Origin of the sequence: Paenibacillus sp. FSL E2-0190 (genome assembly GCF_037992965.1) — a bacterium.
Lineage (GTDB): Bacteria > Bacillota > Bacilli > Paenibacillales > Paenibacillaceae > Paenibacillus_AQ > Paenibacillus_AQ odorifer.
On record NZ_CP150306.1, the window covers coordinates 5016654 to 5033082 of the forward strand.

General features: G+C 43.5%; 12 protein-coding genes. 1 reads left to right on the plus strand and 11 read right to left on the minus strand.

Annotated elements, in window-relative coordinates:
- Positions 1–820: 820 nt before the first annotated feature.
- From pgmB to NST25_RS22215, 3 genes are read right to left on the minus strand one after another with little or no spacing between them, the layout of a single operon-like run.
- Positions 821–1459: a beta-phosphoglucomutase gene (pgmB, locus tag NST25_RS22205; protein WP_340392493.1), complete on the minus strand. Its 639-nt coding sequence runs from the start codon at positions 1457–1459 to the stop codon at positions 821–823.
- Positions 1460–1491: 32 nt separating this feature from the next.
- The gene (locus tag NST25_RS22210) at positions 1492–3774 is read right to left on the minus strand and encodes a glycosyl hydrolase family 65 protein (protein WP_340392494.1); all 2283 of its coding nucleotides are present in this window, start codon (positions 3772–3774) and stop codon (positions 1492–1494) included.
- Entirely contained in the window at positions 3771–6077 is a 2307-nt protein-coding gene (locus NST25_RS22215; protein WP_340392495.1) for a glycosyl hydrolase family 65 protein, read from the minus strand. Before NST25_RS22215 ends, NST25_RS22210 begins: the two co-directional genes overlap by 4 nt.
- 422 nt (positions 6078–6499) lie before the next feature.
- On the opposite strand from NST25_RS22215, the gene NST25_RS22220 reads away from it, so the two are divergent.
- On the plus strand, positions 6500–7225 hold the full coding sequence (locus tag NST25_RS22220; protein ID WP_036682945.1) for a Crp/Fnr family transcriptional regulator: 726 nt from the start codon (positions 6500–6502) through the stop codon (positions 7223–7225).
- Positions 7226–7404: 179 nt separating this feature from the next.
- Here the strand turns inward: NST25_RS22220 and NST25_RS22225 are convergent, their stop codons facing one another.
- From NST25_RS22225 to NST25_RS22260, 8 genes are all read right to left on the minus strand, one after another.
- Positions 7405–8196, minus strand: a complete 792-nt coding sequence (locus tag NST25_RS22225; RefSeq protein WP_076130683.1) for a formate/nitrite transporter family protein — start codon at positions 8194–8196, stop codon at positions 7405–7407.
- 52 nt (positions 8197–8248) lie between these two features.
- Positions 8249–8569 carry a nitrite reductase small subunit NirD gene (gene nirD / locus NST25_RS22230; protein WP_076130684.1) on the minus strand — a complete coding sequence of 107 codons (321 nt, stop codon included), beginning with the start codon at positions 8567–8569 and terminating at the stop codon, positions 8249–8251.
- A 32-nt stretch (positions 8570–8601) separates the two neighbouring features.
- Complete coding sequence (gene nirB, locus NST25_RS22235; RefSeq protein WP_076308945.1) at positions 8602–11025, minus strand: nitrite reductase large subunit NirB; 2424 nt, start codon at positions 11023–11025, stop codon at positions 8602–8604.
- A gap of 230 nt (positions 11026–11255) precedes the next feature.
- Positions 11256–11966: a hypothetical protein gene (locus tag NST25_RS22240; protein WP_076308946.1), complete on the minus strand. Its 711-nt coding sequence runs from the start codon at positions 11964–11966 to the stop codon at positions 11256–11258.
- A 150-nt stretch (positions 11967–12116) separates the two neighbouring features.
- Positions 12117–12812, minus strand: coding sequence for an iron-sulfur cluster repair di-iron protein (gene ric, locus NST25_RS22245; protein ID WP_076308971.1), 696 nt, complete (start codon positions 12810–12812; stop codon positions 12117–12119).
- A gap of 381 nt (positions 12813–13193) precedes the next feature.
- Positions 13194–13586 carry a hypothetical protein gene (locus NST25_RS22250; protein WP_081387696.1) on the minus strand — a complete coding sequence of 131 codons (393 nt, stop codon included), beginning with the start codon at positions 13584–13586 and terminating at the stop codon, positions 13194–13196.
- 27 nt (positions 13587–13613) lie between these two features.
- The gene (locus NST25_RS22255) at positions 13614–15380 is read right to left on the minus strand and encodes a hypothetical protein (protein WP_312150461.1); all 1767 of its coding nucleotides are present in this window, start codon (positions 15378–15380) and stop codon (positions 13614–13616) included.
- A 274-nt stretch (positions 15381–15654) separates the two neighbouring features.
- Positions 15655–16380 (minus strand): hypothetical protein, encoded by a 726-nt coding sequence (locus tag NST25_RS22260; RefSeq protein WP_076130692.1) that lies wholly within the window; start codon positions 16378–16380, stop codon positions 15655–15657.
- Positions 16381–16429 lie beyond the last annotated feature (49 nt).

Here is a 16429-nt window from a genome sequence, read left to right on the forward strand (position 1 = left end):
ATGAATGTGCTTTGTTGTTGGGCGTCTGGATTACTTGATGTGCGATGGTGGTGCTTATTGTGCGTTGGATTGCTTGATGTGCGATGGTGGCGTTATAAGGCGTTGTGGGCGTTGGATTACTTGATGTGCGACTTACTACTTATTCGGCGTTTTGCATTCCCACACACACTCTTTTCACGATGAGCGATCGGACTCAGATGCAGCTATTTGAACAAATTCCTGCTTTTACGGGGAGTTTCGGACTCCAGAGGCGTTATTCGTTCCAAACATGCGCGATACGAGGGCTTTTCGAGCCATTAGCGACTATGGAGTCCGATATCTTCTCAAATGAGCGTAATTTTGGCTAATAGCGACTATGAGGTCCGATACACTGTCCGAGCTTTTGACTAACTTTCTGAATTACTTAATGTACGGCTAATAGCGACTATGGGGGTCCGATCACCGTCTGAGCTTTAGACTAACTATCTGAATTACTTAATGTGCAGCTCAGCTACTTATTCGACGTTTTGCATTCCCACACATACTCTTCACGATGAGCGATCGGACTCAGATGCAGCTATTTGAACAAATCCCTGCTTTTACAGGGAGGTTCGGACTCCAGAGGCGTTATTCGTTCCAAACATGTTCGATATGAGGGCTTTTCGAGCCAATAGCGACTATGCGGTCCGATAGGCTCGCAAATGAGCCGTATTATGGCTAATAGCGACTATGAGGTCCGATAGACAGTCTGAGCTAGCTAAATACAGAGACTTTGCACAAAAAAAGACCGCCCCCAAAGTCATCCGCTACTTTGGAGTCGGTCCCATGTTCATTTAGAGCCTTAGTCTGTCAGCAGCTCATACAATCCTTTTACGACCAGATCAGCTTCCTTCAGCACCTCAGGTTTGCCGATACCTACAACCTCCATCCCAGCAGCTTTACCTGCTTGAACGCCTGCCTCAGCATCTTCAAACACAACACATTCATCCGGCTGCAAGCCTATCTCCTGAGCCGCGATCAGGAACACCTCTGGGTCCGGTTTGGCTAGTGACACTTTGTTGCCGTCAACAACTGCATCAAATAAGTCTGTAATGTTCAGCTTATTCAAAATAAACTCAGCGTTCTTACTGGCTGATCCTAATGCAATCCCAATCCCACGTGATCTCAATCCTGTTAGGTATTCTTTCACTCCAGGCAGCAGCTCCGATTCCTCGAGTCGAGAAATGTATTCTACGTACAGGCGGTTTTTCTTTTCCGCCATTGCCTGCTTCTCTGCTTCCTCAAATTCCAGGCCACCCACTTCCAGCAGGATATCAAGTGATCTCATCCGGCTCACACCTTTAAGCCGTTCGTTATCCTCCTCCGTGAATTTAAAGCCAAGCTCATCTGCAAGACTCGCCCACGCCAAATAATGATATTTGGCTGTATCTACGATCACGCCATCCAGATCAAAGATGGCGCCTTTCATATTTTCCAACATTGATTTGCTTCCTCTCCGTTGTGTATTAATATTTATAATCCCGTTTCGTCAAAGGCCAGTCGAAGGGTCTCACCTGCGGAGCAAGACTTGCCTTCTCCGCCTTGCACCGAGAATACCAAGTCTCCACTGTAATCAGCAGTTGTGATCACAGTGACTTCATCCTTACTAATCCGCAGTTGGATGGTATCGCCGCGCAGGGTAACCGGAAGCTGAACGGACTGCCAATGTTTCGGCAGAGATGGATTGATGTGCACAACCCCTCCATCGTAGTCCAACCCAGCGAAGCCAAGAACCGCAGCCATCCAAGCACCACCATTCGCAGCCGGATGAGTCCCTCCGATGTAGAGATCCCCTACATATTGCTTAGATTCGCCGGTGAGATCGACGGTAGCCGTACGCATAAAATACGGATAGCCCCAATCCGGTGAACCAATGTCAGCAGCTACCAAAGCGTAGATACAAGGGCTTAAGCTTGATCCGTGTTCCGTACGCGGTTCGTAAAATTCCCAGTTCGCTTGTTTCACTTCTTTGCTAAAGGAGTGCTTGAACAAATTCAGCATCAACACAACGTCTGCTTGTTTAAGTATGGTTGTGGTGGTAGCTAAGCCATTGCCGCCGCCAAAATACTCATTTTTATTAAGCACACGTGATTTCAGTTCTGTTAGTTCTACATCCTCCAAGGTGAGGTACCGGTCGAATTGTTCAATAACAAGACTGGCAGGATCAGGCTGTGGAACATAAAAGCTATCCAGCATCGTTTTGAACTCCTCTAGGAATGGCCCTGAGCTAAACTGAGCGGACAATTGAATGTAATCCTCAGGATACTTTTCTTGCAGCAAAGCTGCCGTACGCAAGGCAATCTCAAGCGTCTCTTTAACCAGTGCATTCGTAAAAGCATTATTGTTCACACGCTCATGATATTCATCCGGACCTGTAACATCCAGAATCTCAAACCGCTGTTTAACCGAATTATAGTAAGCGTAAGAGTAGAAAAAGCGAGCGCATTCCCAAATGACCTCTGCTCCTCCACTAGTAAGCAGACTTTCATCGCCTGTGAATTGAACATATTTCCAGATCCCATGCACAACGTCACCACTGATATGAACCTGCTTATCGCGGAAATAGGTGCGCATCGGCCGGCCTGTAAATACATCATTCACATTAAACAAAGTACAGGCATCGTCTCCCGTATCCTGACTTTCCCAAGCATAAAATGCGCCCAAAAATCCATATTCCGCTGCCTTACGGCGAGCACCATCCAATGTATGAATCCGGTACATCATCAAGTTCCGCGCTACCTTAGGATCACTGTGCAGGAAAAACGGCAACATAAACATTTCCGTATCCCAAAATACAGCTCCCTTATATACCTGACCCGATAATCCCCGTGCTGGAATAGACACCTTCTCCGAAACTGTAGGCGCAATGATTAACAGCTGATAGATACTATATCTCAAGGCAAATTGGGCAGCTTCATCACCTTCGATGATTACATCACTGTGTGACCATCTCTCATCCCATATCAGACGGTGAGACTTAAATAACGCCTCATAACCCAGCGCCTCAGCAGCATGGACAGATTTAACAGCTTCCGTCTCCGGCTGATCAGCATCAAGTCCAGTATAGACTGCTACATACTTAAACCATTCATACGTCTCACCCGCACGGGCATCAAAAGAAATCCGGCGAACAGCAGCACCATCTTCCAGTAGCTCCTCACCAAAACTGAATACCGCCCTCTCCGCCACAACCACCGGAATCTTCAATTCTCCGCTAACCGATGAAGAGATCAGCACCTCGTCCTTCAATTGCACCGTTTGTCCGTAGAGATGAGGTCCATTGATATCCCACACATCTACGTCAATTCCCGTCTCAATGGCTACTCGACAGTCTTGTGTGCTGCGAATAGAGTATTTACTAACGAGCAAGTGAAGATTATCCTGGCTTACGAAACGATCTGCGGTAAACGTCAACGTCCCTCCGTCAGATACAGCAAATTCAGTGCTCCGATGATGAATGGCATTTCGGATATTTAACTCCTGAGTATGAGCGACCGGTTCACGGTCAAGCACACTTAAGAGCTGATCATTACAGAAAATTTTGGTCAACAATCCATTAGGGGCATTAACGGGTTCTCTCCATTTGTCTCCTGCTCTGTCATATAGACCTGCGAGGGTGACAGCTGCTAGCTCGGTTTTACTGAATTCCTCCAGTGTGCCGCGATATCCCATGTAGCCGTTGCCTAACATATATTTGTTACCGTTTGTCGTCACCAGCTGTTTATCAAAACAACTATCCTTTGCGGTCCAGTTCATCCTGCCAGCATCCCTTCGCCTAGTGGAAGCGTCTTCCCGGAAACATCCACTGTAATCGACTGTCCGTACACTATAATTTCGGTACTTCCACCATTAACCGCAGTGATTGTTACTGAATTTTTGTCGACCACAATTCTCAGAAGCACTCCTTCATACAACACTTGGAAGCTATATTCATCCCAGCGTTCTGGCAGGGTTGGCTGAAAGGACAGACGCGCTCCATCCGATCGCATTCCGCCAAAGCCGTAAACAATATTCATCCAAGCAGCAGCAATTGAGGTAGTATGCAGCCCTTCACGGGTATTGCGGTTATAGTTGTCTAAATCCAGTCGAGTAGCAAATTCAAAAAACGAATATGCTTCCTCGGGTTTGCCGATTTCACTTGCCAAAATGGAGTGGATCGAAGGTGACAGCGAAGACTCATGAATACATCTAGGCTCGTAGTATTCGTAGTTCGCCAGCTTCGCTTCTTTAGAGAATTGTCCGCTGTACAAGAACATAAACATAAGTACATCCGGCTGCTTAATCATGTCATAGCGATACAAACGATCATATGACCAGTTCGAATATAATGGGAATTCTGTTACCGGAATCGAATGAATATCAATATGTGGCATATCGAAGAACCCATCATGCTCTTCATAAACTCCTGTCACTTCGTCAACCGGAATCCGCATATGCTGCGCCTTATTTTCCCAATCGGTGAGTTCCTCGTCATGAAGTTCTGTTTTCTCTACCACAGCTGCAAAAGCAGCAGGAGCTTGTTCTTTCATCTCCAGAAGAGTCTCTAGGGTGTATTCAAAAGATTGTTGAGCCATCAGATTAATGTAACAGTTGTTATTGACCATCAATTGGAACTCATCAGGACCCATTACGCCAAAATAACCATATTCCCCGCTGCGTTGCCCCCATTGACCACGTGTAGCATAGAATCTGCTGATCTGAATCAGCATCTCAGCCCCTTTACTATGCAGGAAGCTTTTATCACCTGTATTTTTGACATAATGCCAAATGCCATAAGAAACAGCAGTCCCTACATGAAGCTGAAGATTAGAGTGCTGCCAGAGATCACAGCTTTCTGTTCCATCTATAGTAGCAATAGGATAGCAGGCTCCCTCACAATCCACTTCTTTAGCGCGCTGCATAGCCTGTGGCAATGTTTTATATCTGAATTCCAATAAGCTCCGGGCAGCTTTTGGATTATTGAACATATAGAACGGTAAGCAATAGGATTCTGTATCCCAAAAAGCCAACCCACGATATACTTCCCCCGTCAGCCCTTTGGCGCCAATATTAAAACCGGGATGGTCGCCATGATAGGTCTGATAAAGCTGAAAGATACAGAAACGAATACCCTGTTGATTCTCAGGATCGCCCTCAATTCGGATATCACTTGTCTCCCAGATGCCCTTCCAATAAGCTGTCTGATCAGCGATTATTTGAGTATCCGTCAATTGGCTTGCGGTTTCAGCAAGAGACAGACCTTTGCTCCACAGCTCTTCAGCTGTATGGGCAGAATCACTATCCGAATAGTTCATAACCAGTTTGGTAAAATAGGAGACTTCTCCTTTCGTAAGGTTGAGGGTGAAATTTTGTCCAATAAACTTATCACTCTCAGTAGCAGTGAGCTGTAACGGCTGCGAGGATTGTAAGGTAAAGCTTGAGAACAGCTTATTCCCAGTATTCACTGTACTCGCCATAATAGCAGAGGACGCTCCACTTACTCCGCTGCGGAGATTGTTCCACATACATTCGCCGCGTTCTTCATGAATAATGCCGAAATCAAGACCTGCACAAATGTCCACGCTCCCCGAGAAATTAAGGGGTTCAAATTCCACCCGCTGCAACCCCAAATGAGACATAGTCATACTGACCAGACGTGTAAAGACTACTTTTAGCGACTTGCCATCGTTTAGATGCCAGACTAGCTCTCTCCGATACGTACCCTTACGAAGATCCAACCTACGCACATAATCCGTTACGTTACTTTTTGCTAAATCAAGCTGTTCACCATCTACAGATAGACGTGTATACAGCCAGTCCACTGCATTCACCATATATCTCAGCGAGCGAATAATCCCTTTGTAGTGATTGCCAATATCCAATTGTTCATTTAATCCATTAAAATAACTTCCTTGCAGGGTGTCACCTGAATACCCTTCCTCTGCATATCCCCGTACACCCATATATTCATTACCCAATGAAAAAATAGATTCCGAAGTCCGGTTTCGCTCTGGATCAAAGCCCTCTTCAATAATTGCCCACGGATCAACCTTAAGATATTTGTCTGCTACTTTTGCCATATATGATTTCTCCTTCTCCTGATTTTTGCTCCAATTTCAGGATATCGCTGCATAGCAGTAGAGCCAATGTCCGACCGTAATGAAGATGTGTGCATTTATACGGAGTTGAGATAAAACTAATTTCTTGAACATGAATTTCAACTGTGTTATATGTTACAATCTAACGGGGACGCAAAAAAACAGCGATTAACCCAGTATTTGAGAATAATGGATAGCCGCTGTTCATATATCATAAACGTGAGATCACTTACTCTTTTTTAGTTAAAAAGAATATTACATCGAACACTTTAGAAGTGAAATTTATCACAATGTTGAAAATTCGACACTTTTAAACGATTTTTTATAACCAATTCGAGGGATTTTCAAGGTATAATTAATTTAAAATTTACTGAAAAACTGAGGGAATAAAGGGGATGTCGATTATGCTAAAAGAACATTACAATGTTATCGAAGCCCACGGAAATACAAACTGTTTCTCCGAACAGAATTTCAACAGACTTCTAGTTACAATGAAAGAGCGCATAGTTCCAGAGGGTTCACATCTATTCTGGGAAGGCGACTACTCGGATAAATTGTTTTATATCAAACGTGGACGTGTGAAATTAACTAAATCTACTGATGAAGGTAAAGAACTCATTCTTTATATGTATCAAGCTGGTGATATGGTAGGTCAAGCAGATCCATTCTTCAGCACTAAGCATAGCTTTACAGCCGAAGTGATTGAAGAAAGTGAAGTTGGCGTCATCGAACAAAAGGATCTAGAAATTCTCATCTGCCAACATTGTGACTTTGCTATCGACTTTATGAAATGGATGGGTATTCATCACCGTCTCACCCAAACTAAATTCCGTGATCTAATGATGTACGGCAAACCAGGTGCACTCTGCTCCACGCTCATTCGTCTTGGCAACACCTACGGTGAGAAGAGCAGCGATGGTGAGAATATCCTTATCAACAAAAAAATTACGCATACAGATTTGTCCAACATGATCGGTGCCACTCGTGAAAGTGTTAACCGGATGCTGAGCGACCTGCGTAAAAAAGATGCTGTTGAGTATGAGAACGGTATGATTGTCATCAAGGACCTTGGCATGCTGCAAGAAATTTGCCACTGCGAATTGTGTCCGAACGAAATCTGCCGGATCTAATTCCGTTATAATATACCCTCTATTCACCTCAATGAAACATACATGACCCAATTATTCTGCATAATATAAAATAGAGTGGTCCAAGGCGCCTAATGCAGGTGTCTTTTTTTTATATTCAACAAAAAAAGAGCTAAACCCAAGATCTGTTCAGCTCTAATATAGTTAATTAAAAATGGATCTTAACGGTTGTTGCGAGCACCACGCACTGGTGAGATCACCCAATAGGCCATACCGACGAATACGCCTCCACCAATGATATTCCCCAAAGTTACAGGGATCATATTATGCAGCCATCCAGCTATCGTAATGGTTTCCGGATGATTTGGCAGCAACACAGCAACACTAAGCAGAGTCATATTAGCCACACTATGCTCATATCCACTTGCGATAAAGGCAAACAGACACCACCAGATTAAGATTAGCTTAGCAGATTCACTTTTAGCGCGTGAGGACATCCATAGCGCTAAACAGACCAGCCAGTTACATAGGATCCCACGAAAAAACAGCTCAGAGAACGGGAGACTCATTTTTTTAGCAGCGGCTGTAAAAATCAAATGCTCCGGCGGCGCAGCACTGAACAACCCAGTCCCACGAATTAAAAGTGCTAAAATCACTGCACCTACCACATTCCCGATAAATACAAGAATCCAGTTCTTAACGGTATCCCAGATACTGGTTCTGCCTGCCAGTGTACTTACAGTAAAAAACATATTATTCCCGGTAAACAGCTCTGAGCCTGCAAATACTACAAGCGTCAGGGCGATGCCGAAGGATGTGCCCATAATAAGCGGTTGGAAAGGAGATTTGGCAGCTGCCAGTGGTGCTCCTAGGGAGAAAATAAGGATAATTCCAATGCCTACATAAGCACCTGCCAATAGGGCTGCTAGAAAATATCTTGGCAAGCTTTCATTCATTTTGTCCCGCTTACTGACTGCCGTCTCTACGATGCTCTCCACACTTTGCGTAAACATAATACTCCACCCCACCGTTTTCTATTAAATCTATTACTACACTCTTCGGTGTCTACACGCTCACTGTAACTTTCTCTCCGTCCAGTGTGACTGGATAAGTCACCACACTACCTTGGTCTGGTGCCTGCACCTCACCCGTGCGCAGATCGATTTTCCAATCGTACAGTGGATCGTACAGATAGTGACCTGACACGATCCCTTCAGCAAGCGGGCCCCCCTTAGGATGAGGACTGCGATTCTCTACTGCATAGATGGCTCCGTCAGAGGCACGGAAAACAGCCAGTTCAACATTTCCAGCAATCACTACGCGGCCAATTTGCAGCAGGAAATCCTGTACTGATCCTATTGCATACGTTTGTGTGGTCTTATTCATTGGTCTCTCCCCTTCTGTGTGCGTTATATCCGCTAGACTCTTGTTTCTTCAAAAAGCGCAGTACGAGTGCTGCTGTCATTGAGCATTTTTTTCCAAGGATCCGTAACCTGAGTCAGAGCAAAGTCAATCCGTGCGGCCAGCTCTTTGCGGTTATCTTCATTATTCAAAATGACCATTTGAATCTGCTCAAGTCCCATACGCTCAACCCACTCGGAGGTTCTCTCCAAATAATTGCCGGTCTCACGGTAATATTGCATCACAGCGGAGCACACTTCGATCAACTCTTCATCGGTCTTTATTTTGCAGAAGGAGTCAGCGATCCGTGGCTTGATCCCACCGTTACCACCGATAAACACTTCCCAACCGCCATCATTACCGACGATGCCAATATCCTTCGTACAGGATTCCGCACAGTTACGCGGGCAGCCGTTGACAGCTATTTTAAACTTGGCAGGAAAATCAAGACGTTCATACTTACGTTCTATGAGCGCGCCCATTCCCAGCGAATCCTGTGTGCCGAAACGGCAGAACTGTGAACCCACACAAGTCTTAACGGTACGTAGCGACTTGGCATAACCATAACCTGATGGCATATCGAGCTCTTCCCATACTTTCGGCAGATCCTCTTTTTTCACCCCGATTAGATCCAGGCGTTGCCCACCCGTCACCTTCACAACTTTCACATCATATTTAAGGGAGACATCAGCGATTTTCTTCAAATCCTCCGGTGTCGTTACCCCGCCGTACATGCGTGGAATAACGGTATAGGTTCCGTCTTTCTGAATATTGGCTCCCATACGTTCATTAACAAAGCGTGATTCCTTCTCGTCTTGATGTGTATCCGGATTTATCATCCCCAGATAATAGTTAATCGCCGGACGGCATTTAGAGCAGCCTTCCTCTTGTTTCCAACCCAGTACATGCATAACCTCTTTAGTAGTACTAAGACCTTTAGCTGTAATCTCAGCAACAATCTCATCCCGGCTAAGCGTTGTGCAGCTACAAATTCCTTGCTTGGCAGACTGCTCAAAACTATCACCCAGGACAAATTGTAAAATTTGTTCTACAACCGGTTTACAACCTCCGCAAGAGCGCGTCGCTCCTGTACATGCTTTTATTTCGTCCACAGTAGTAAAACCATTTTCTAAGACCGCATCCACAATCGCTTTTTTCGTAACCCCGTTACAGCCACAAACGATTTCTTCGTCCGCCATCGCTTCTACGGACGTGCTCTTTTTGGCTCCACTTCCGCAGCAGCCCGTACCCATAACCTCTGTATAAATTTCATCGGTCATTACAGCGCCTTGTTTTACTAACTTTTGCAGGTTAGCCGACTCTGTCACATCCCCGAATAGGACTGCACCAACAATGACATTGTCTTTGAGCAGAATTTTCTTATAGGTTCGCTTCCATTCATCTTTGCTTGAGATTACAGTATGTTCAGGAGAATCCATAAACTCACCTGCAGAAAATACATCCACACCGGAAATTTTTAATTTGGTGGAGACAACAGAACCTTCATATGGATTTGTATCACTTCCGCAGAGATGTTTAGCTAGAACCATCCCCTGCTCAAAGAGCGGCGCTACTAATCCGTAACAAACTCCGCGATGTTCGGCACATTCGCCAATGGAATATACATTTTGCATAGAGGTCTGCAAATAATCGTCCACTACAATCCCACGATTAACGGCAATTCCGCTTTCTTTTGCCACAGTTATATTCGGTTTGATGCCTACAGCCATAACTACAAAATCAGCCGCAAGTGAAGTGCCATCACTAAATTGTAATCCACTTACTCTCTGTTCCCCGGTCAATTCTACTGTTTGTTTGCCCATGGCAAATTTCACGCCTTGACGCTCTAGCTCAGCTTGCAACATAGAAGAGGCATTACGATCCAGCTGGCGCTCCATTAGATCTTCCATCAGATGTACTACAGTAACGTCCATGCCAAGGTTCACAAGACCCTTTGCCGCTTCCAATCCAAGTAAACCCCCGCCGATTACCGCCGCTTTGTTGTATTGTTTAGCCGCAGCCAGCATCGCATCACAATCTGCAATATCCCGGAAACCCACTACGCCTTCCTTATCACAACCAGGTACAGGTAAAATAAATGAATTCGAACCCGTTGCAATAATCACTTTATCGTAAGAAACAGCCATACCGTTATCCGCAATTACTTGCTTGGAATGCTCGTCAATTCGTGTAACTGTTGTTGCTGTATGCAAGGTAATGTTGTTATCTTCATACCAATTCCAGTCGTTTAGGATGATATCGTTGATGGTTTTGCTGCCTTCGAGAACATAGGACAACATGATCCGATTATAATTGGGATGAGGTTCGCTTCCAAAGACCGTAATGTCATAAGCTCCACCTAGCTTCAATATTTGCTCTAGCGTACCTATGCCTGCCATACCGTTGCCGACTAATACTAATTTTTCTCTCTTCGCTGCCATGGTTAGGTGCCTCCTCATTCTTATCCGTTCTTGTTGAACTTTGCTTCAACTTCTCTTCTACATAATGGAATTATACATTTCAAAATTTAAGAGAGATTGTGATTACAGTCACATTAAATGTGAATGTTTTCACATAAAAGTAAGGCAACTTTATTAGGTTATAACTTCCAATAAAAAAAACCAGATCACGGGTTCTGAGCAACCGTTGATCTGGCATTTATGTACTTTTTTTAACGTATAGCCAATAAAATCTCCAATTCATCCTGCACTCTAAGCTTCATGTCCATTCCATTCTCAAGCAGCTGCTTCCCATTCACCTTCATCTTCCAAACTTCATTGCTAAGAGGAGTATAATCACCAATGGATAACACCTTTTTGTTGTCTTCGGTCAACTGCACCACACTGCTGTTCTTCAACAAACCTCTCACTGTTAAATCTTCAGTAAATCCCATAACATATGAATGATTCAAATTCACTTGCTCACTTCCACCATTCACGGTCAACAACACAATTTGAAGGGGTTCCTCTTGTTCCTTAGACATCGCCGTAATTACTAATTTTGATTCATGCCCGACTGTTCGACCCCAATCCTCAGGTCCAATGGTCTCCCCATCCATTTGCAGCTCCCAATTCATTCCTGGACCGAGTGAAATATTATTTACCGTTAGAATGCTTGTGTTATCCTCAGAAAAGGTGGCCCTCCCACTACCTTTCAGTAGGTCAAAGATCGTTATCCCTTTTCTGTAGCTCTCGCTAAGCTGCTTGTCCAAAGGGTTGGTAAGCAAGTCATTTCCCGCAACGATAAGCGAAAGCGTAGGTCCGTCTGATCCTGCTAAGCCATTATTCCCTTCATTATTAATGTCAGCAAGAGTGGAACACCCACCTATTATGAATACGATGACTAATCCTAGTAACAACCTCCACATATATTTCGTGGGCATAGTGACACCGCCTTGTCCCGCCTAATGACCACACAGCGTCTCAGGCTTGTAGTAAGTTATGCATACTGTCTATTTAAGAATAACGTAAATAAGCTTTGTTCTCAAATATAAAAAAAGTCCCCTAAGGGACTCTATGAAAACTCATTTTTTTTACTGGAATCTAGGGAACAATATATTATTCTCCAGATGAACATGTTCAAAAGTCATGCTCTCCAGCTCCTCTAGCCGGGCATAAGTCAAACGATAGGTTGTACAAGCATGAGCCGGTGGGGTGAAATCAGCTGTTATTTTGCGTATTTGTCTCAATAGTTCGCCTGCTGTGTCATGTTCACTCTCGAGTTCAATTAATGCCTCGCGAAGTGTGGTCAGCCCTTCTTCACTTGGATTGGCATCATACGCTAATAATTTTGGAAACTCATCTTCCTCTTCTTTAGCTGTATGCTGAAGCAGATCTTCCTTAAGTGCATTAAACAAACTATATAACTCTTCTAAATGGGGGGAATCTCCGCCATGAACTCGGTATACCTTGGTTACATTTTGGCTAATTAGGGGCAGCTCTTCCCGCAGGTAATGGTGATGTTTACTCACGATATGCTCGATTAACTCTGCAGAAGGTGCTGTGTTCCATGCGAGTTCTTCTTGAGGTACCGGATATTCCTCGAACAGCTTGTTGAGATCACTAATGATCATCTCTTGATCTAGTCCACGCTCTACAGCTGCTTCAGCAAGAGGTTTGGCGCCTCCACAGCAGAAATCAATCCGTTTGGACTTGAAATAATCCGCAGCTTTTGGGAATTGCAGCACAATATCTTTTACCAGGGCATCTGGAGTAAATCCAGGTTGCACCGATTGCTTATGCTGTAAATCCGAAATTCTATCATTAGGTTGTTTAGTTTCCATAATAGTTCCTCCTCGGGATATGTGATCAGGTTCTGAAAAATCTTTTCTACCTGTTCACCTTAACCCTGAAAGGAGTTTTGACTTGTGATTGTACTCACGAAAATTGTATCTCTTTGTTGAACGAAAAAGGTCAATTATGGTGATCTCTGACCACAATCAACCTGTTTACATAACGCTTTAGCGTACTTTAGGTTAAAATTACCAAGCATTATTGTATGTACAAACGAAATGACGAAATTTTATACAGGTATTATATGTGTTATTGGCTGAATAATAGATTACTTAGGCACTCGGTAGCCCCACCAAAAGAAGAAGCTTGAGCAATACTTAAAAAGTTTCTTCTGTTACAGCCTTAAAAGGAGCGTGTCCAGTTTCTGCATTTCTTAATAAAGTCGGCTTTCTAAACCTTAAACTGCACCGCAACTTATAAATAGCCGTGTCTTCATTCATTTCAATGAAGATTACATCTATCCATATTGGTACTAATGGTTCTAGTCCACAAAGTATATTTATAGTTTTATCCAGCGTTAATTGCTTATTCCCAATGTTTTCTTCACTTAAAATGTTTAGCCTCATCATATCATCTGCACCGTTTAGCGGCTTGTCTTTTTCTTTCACAGGCTCTATAACAAATTTACAATCGGTAAAAATCAATCCTTTCTTTCTTGATATTTCCTCAATAGTTTTTAATAAATTCCCTTTAAAAATATCTTTATTCATCTGTTTTATCTCTTCCACGTTCATCACCTACTTTATCTGAATACTAGAAATCTTAACAAGTTCATTTGTATTAACGTAACCTGAAGGAGTTGTTTCTATGGTGTATATTTCAAGCCATGCATTTTTAGTTTTCACCCCTATTTGCTCAAGAACTTGTGAGAATAATTTTGCTTGCTCAATTGAAGGAGTATAGTGACCGGATAAGTTAGATATGCTTCGGACCTGTCCCTGATTATTAAGTTTTAGCTTTCCTGCCGCTTGAACAGACTCCCCATTTGCCAAAAAGGAATGCCCTCTCCCAATATGAAGTTTGCCATTCATGTCTACAACAAAATCAACCTCGGAAAGACCACTGTTATTTTTCAAGTATCCATTTTCGATATTGAAAGAAAACTCTTTTCCAGTTTGAATATCATTTGGAAACCTATTATTGATTTGTTGAACAGGTTTAACATTTCCAGTCCCCTCAACCGCCTTCACGTGTATGTCACTTGGTTGAACCTTAACTTCCGGTAGTTCTATCACGGGTGTTTTAACAGTTTGCTTAGGAATTTTCACCGAACCTTTAGGCAGCTTTAAGTTCTTATTCAGCCCCCCACGGCTAACGCTAATTCCTTGGAAATTATAGAGTATACCACTAATAATAATGGAATACGCCTGTAATTTCGATATCTTTTCTCCTGTGAAATAATTATAACCTTCTGTTGCCGCTATCGTCTGTTCCAGTATGATATCCACACCTGGTTCTTCTCGCTCTAGCTGGATATCTCCATTTCTAATAGCTTCCTGATAGGCGATGCTCGCTTGGGCTGCTTTTTGATCTGTCACACCGTTTTTACTGAGGACCCACGTATTCCCCATTAACTTTTTATCATATTCACTAAAATCAAAGGCTGATTTGCCCTTTAGTTGATTCTCTGCTTGTTCGATTTCCAGCCGCTTCCCTGCCAATTGACTCTTGGCCTGCTCCCCAACACCTTCCTTTTGCATCGCCATTCGCAGTAGTAAGAGGTATTCTTCATTTTGGAGTAGGGGCACATTAGACGTCGTGATCGATGGATCATAATCACACGCCTGTACCGCTGGCCTCTTAAAATTAGCGCTTAAATTCTTACCCAACTGGTACTGGACTTCGCCTATACCCAAGGATTCCAGCTTCTTACGTGCGTCATCCGCCAGCTTATGCATTGCATCCATTTGCGTCCGATTTCCAAACGCCTGATATACCTCATAGGCGGTCTGTGCCTTTGCGATTTGATTCCGTGCCTGGTAGATATCCTTCAGCTTGCTTTGTGCGGCAATGGAATCAATCGTTCCCAGTCCCGAATTCTTAACAATTGTTTGAAGCTTCTTCACCATAGGATCGCTATCCAGCTCATCCTTTCCCATTAGAGCAGCAATCGAGGTGATCAGATTCGTGACCGCCTTCTGAGCTGCTGGTGGGATCGAAAACTGCCCAATTGCGCTGTCTCCTCCTAGCCTTCCGAACATACTTCCTAAAGCGCCAAACTGCTGAAAGAGTTGATTCATCTGGCGTTTATTCTGATCCTGAACACCTTGAACACCCTTTACAGCTGAACGAATAATATCTTCAAGCTTCTCAGCCTCTACCGTCAATTCGTTGATAAGCACTTGGGCTTTTATCTGGTTTGATCCCAGCGGGATACCATCCCAATTATTTATTTGACCTTTCAGTTGCAAGTACAACCGATTGGTGTCCTGGCTAACCTGTCTAATTTTTGTCTGCAGTCGTTCAACTTCGTCTTCTTTGAATACCATTTTGTTAGATGCCATTCATGACCTCCAGTTCTTACACTTAGACCATCCAATGTGCTACACTCTTCGACTCATCATTCCAGATCTTTATGTACTATTTTATCTTTAAATACTTAAGTAAAAGGAGCGCATATCTAACCTATATATCGGCTTAACTTCCCATTATTTTACTTTAAATCCTTTCTTTTAATTTTTTAATTCTAATTACTGCCCTGAAAATAGCAGATAACAAAAACAGGTCAATCATGGAGATAAATCTCCACAATCGACCTGACACTAAAATCTGTATCTTCTATTGAACATAAGCCTGCATATACGTTCGCTTACCCTTTGCGTCCTTCAAATAAGGTCCTAAGCCAGCAAAGCGGGAGTGATCCATATAAACACCAGTCATCCATCTGCCTTCTGTTAGGCCTCCGTTCCATTTGAGGACAAGGTCAGGGGCGGATATCCATTCCTGATAAATCTGTATATTCTGATCTTTGTACTCTTTACAAGGCTTAGACTGCTCCAGAAGACGTAGATCATTAAGGTAAGTTGGCACGAAATAAGAGGATATCGTATGCAAATCATCTTCATCAAAAAAGGGCTCATCCCCTAAAAAGGGTTTGAATAATACGGTATTCTCGTACATGGACCAAATTAGGGCTTGTAGCACCATGCTTTGGCGAATGCCATTATGGAACTTATATTGTCGTTGATTACTCGCCACATTCACTTCTTGAAGAGGTTCCGTCGACTCCAGGCAATGCCGTTCACAGCCGATACATTTCCAGCCAGAAGGACTTTGAATCCATTTTTGAAAAATAGTCCCGCTATCATTGTTGCCTTTGTAGAGTGAAGAGATAATGCTGTAAGGCACGCCAATCCACGCATCCCATAAGGAATCTGGAAGATGGCTATGCAGCATGAACAACGTCTTGTCATAGATGAGCTGTACTTTGATCGAAGCGTTCTCCAGCTCAGCAACATCCTTTTTTCCATACGTTATTTCCCGGGAAAACAGGGTGGTCTTCATCTCCCTCGCCTCCTAATAGTTTTGCTATGCCTGTACTCCAGCTGAGTAG

Bases quoted from the DNA above. Each gene is read 5' to 3' on its own strand.
- NST25_RS22225 (WP_076130683.1), bottom strand. From the start codon at position 8,196: ATGTTTACGCAAAGTGTGGAGAGCATCGTAGAGACGGCAGTCAGTAAG.
- NST25_RS22260 (WP_076130692.1), bottom strand. From the start codon at position 16,380: ATGAAGACCACCCTGTTTTCCCGGGAAATAACGTATGGAAAAAAGGAT.
- nirB (WP_076308945.1), bottom strand. From the start codon at position 11,025: ATGGCAGCGAAGAGAGAAAAATTAGTATTAGTCGGCAACGGTATGGCA.
- NST25_RS22250 (WP_081387696.1), bottom strand. From the start codon at position 13,586: ATGAATAAAGATATTTTTAAAGGGAATTTATTAAAAACTATTGAGGAA.
- NST25_RS22215 (WP_340392495.1), bottom strand. From the start codon at position 6,077: ATGGCAAAAGTAGCAGACAAATATCTTAAGGTTGATCCGTGGGCAATT.
- nirD (WP_076130684.1), bottom strand. From the start codon at position 8,569: ATGAATAAGACCACACAAACGTATGCAATAGGATCAGTACAGGATTTC.
- NST25_RS22240 (WP_076308946.1), bottom strand. From the start codon at position 11,966: ATGCCCACGAAATATATGTGGAGGTTGTTACTAGGATTAGTCATCGTA.
- NST25_RS22210 (WP_340392494.1), bottom strand. From the start codon at position 3,774: ATGAACTGGACCGCAAAGGATAGTTGTTTTGATAAACAGCTGGTGACG.
- NST25_RS22255 (WP_312150461.1), bottom strand. From the start codon at position 15,380: ATGGCATCTAACAAAATGGTATTCAAAGAAGACGAAGTTGAACGACTG.
- pgmB (WP_340392493.1), bottom strand. From the start codon at position 1,459: ATGTTGGAAAATATGAAAGGCGCCATCTTTGATCTGGATGGCGTGATC.
- NST25_RS22220 (WP_036682945.1), top strand. From the start codon at position 6,500: ATGCTAAAAGAACATTACAATGTTATCGAAGCCCACGGAAATACAAAC.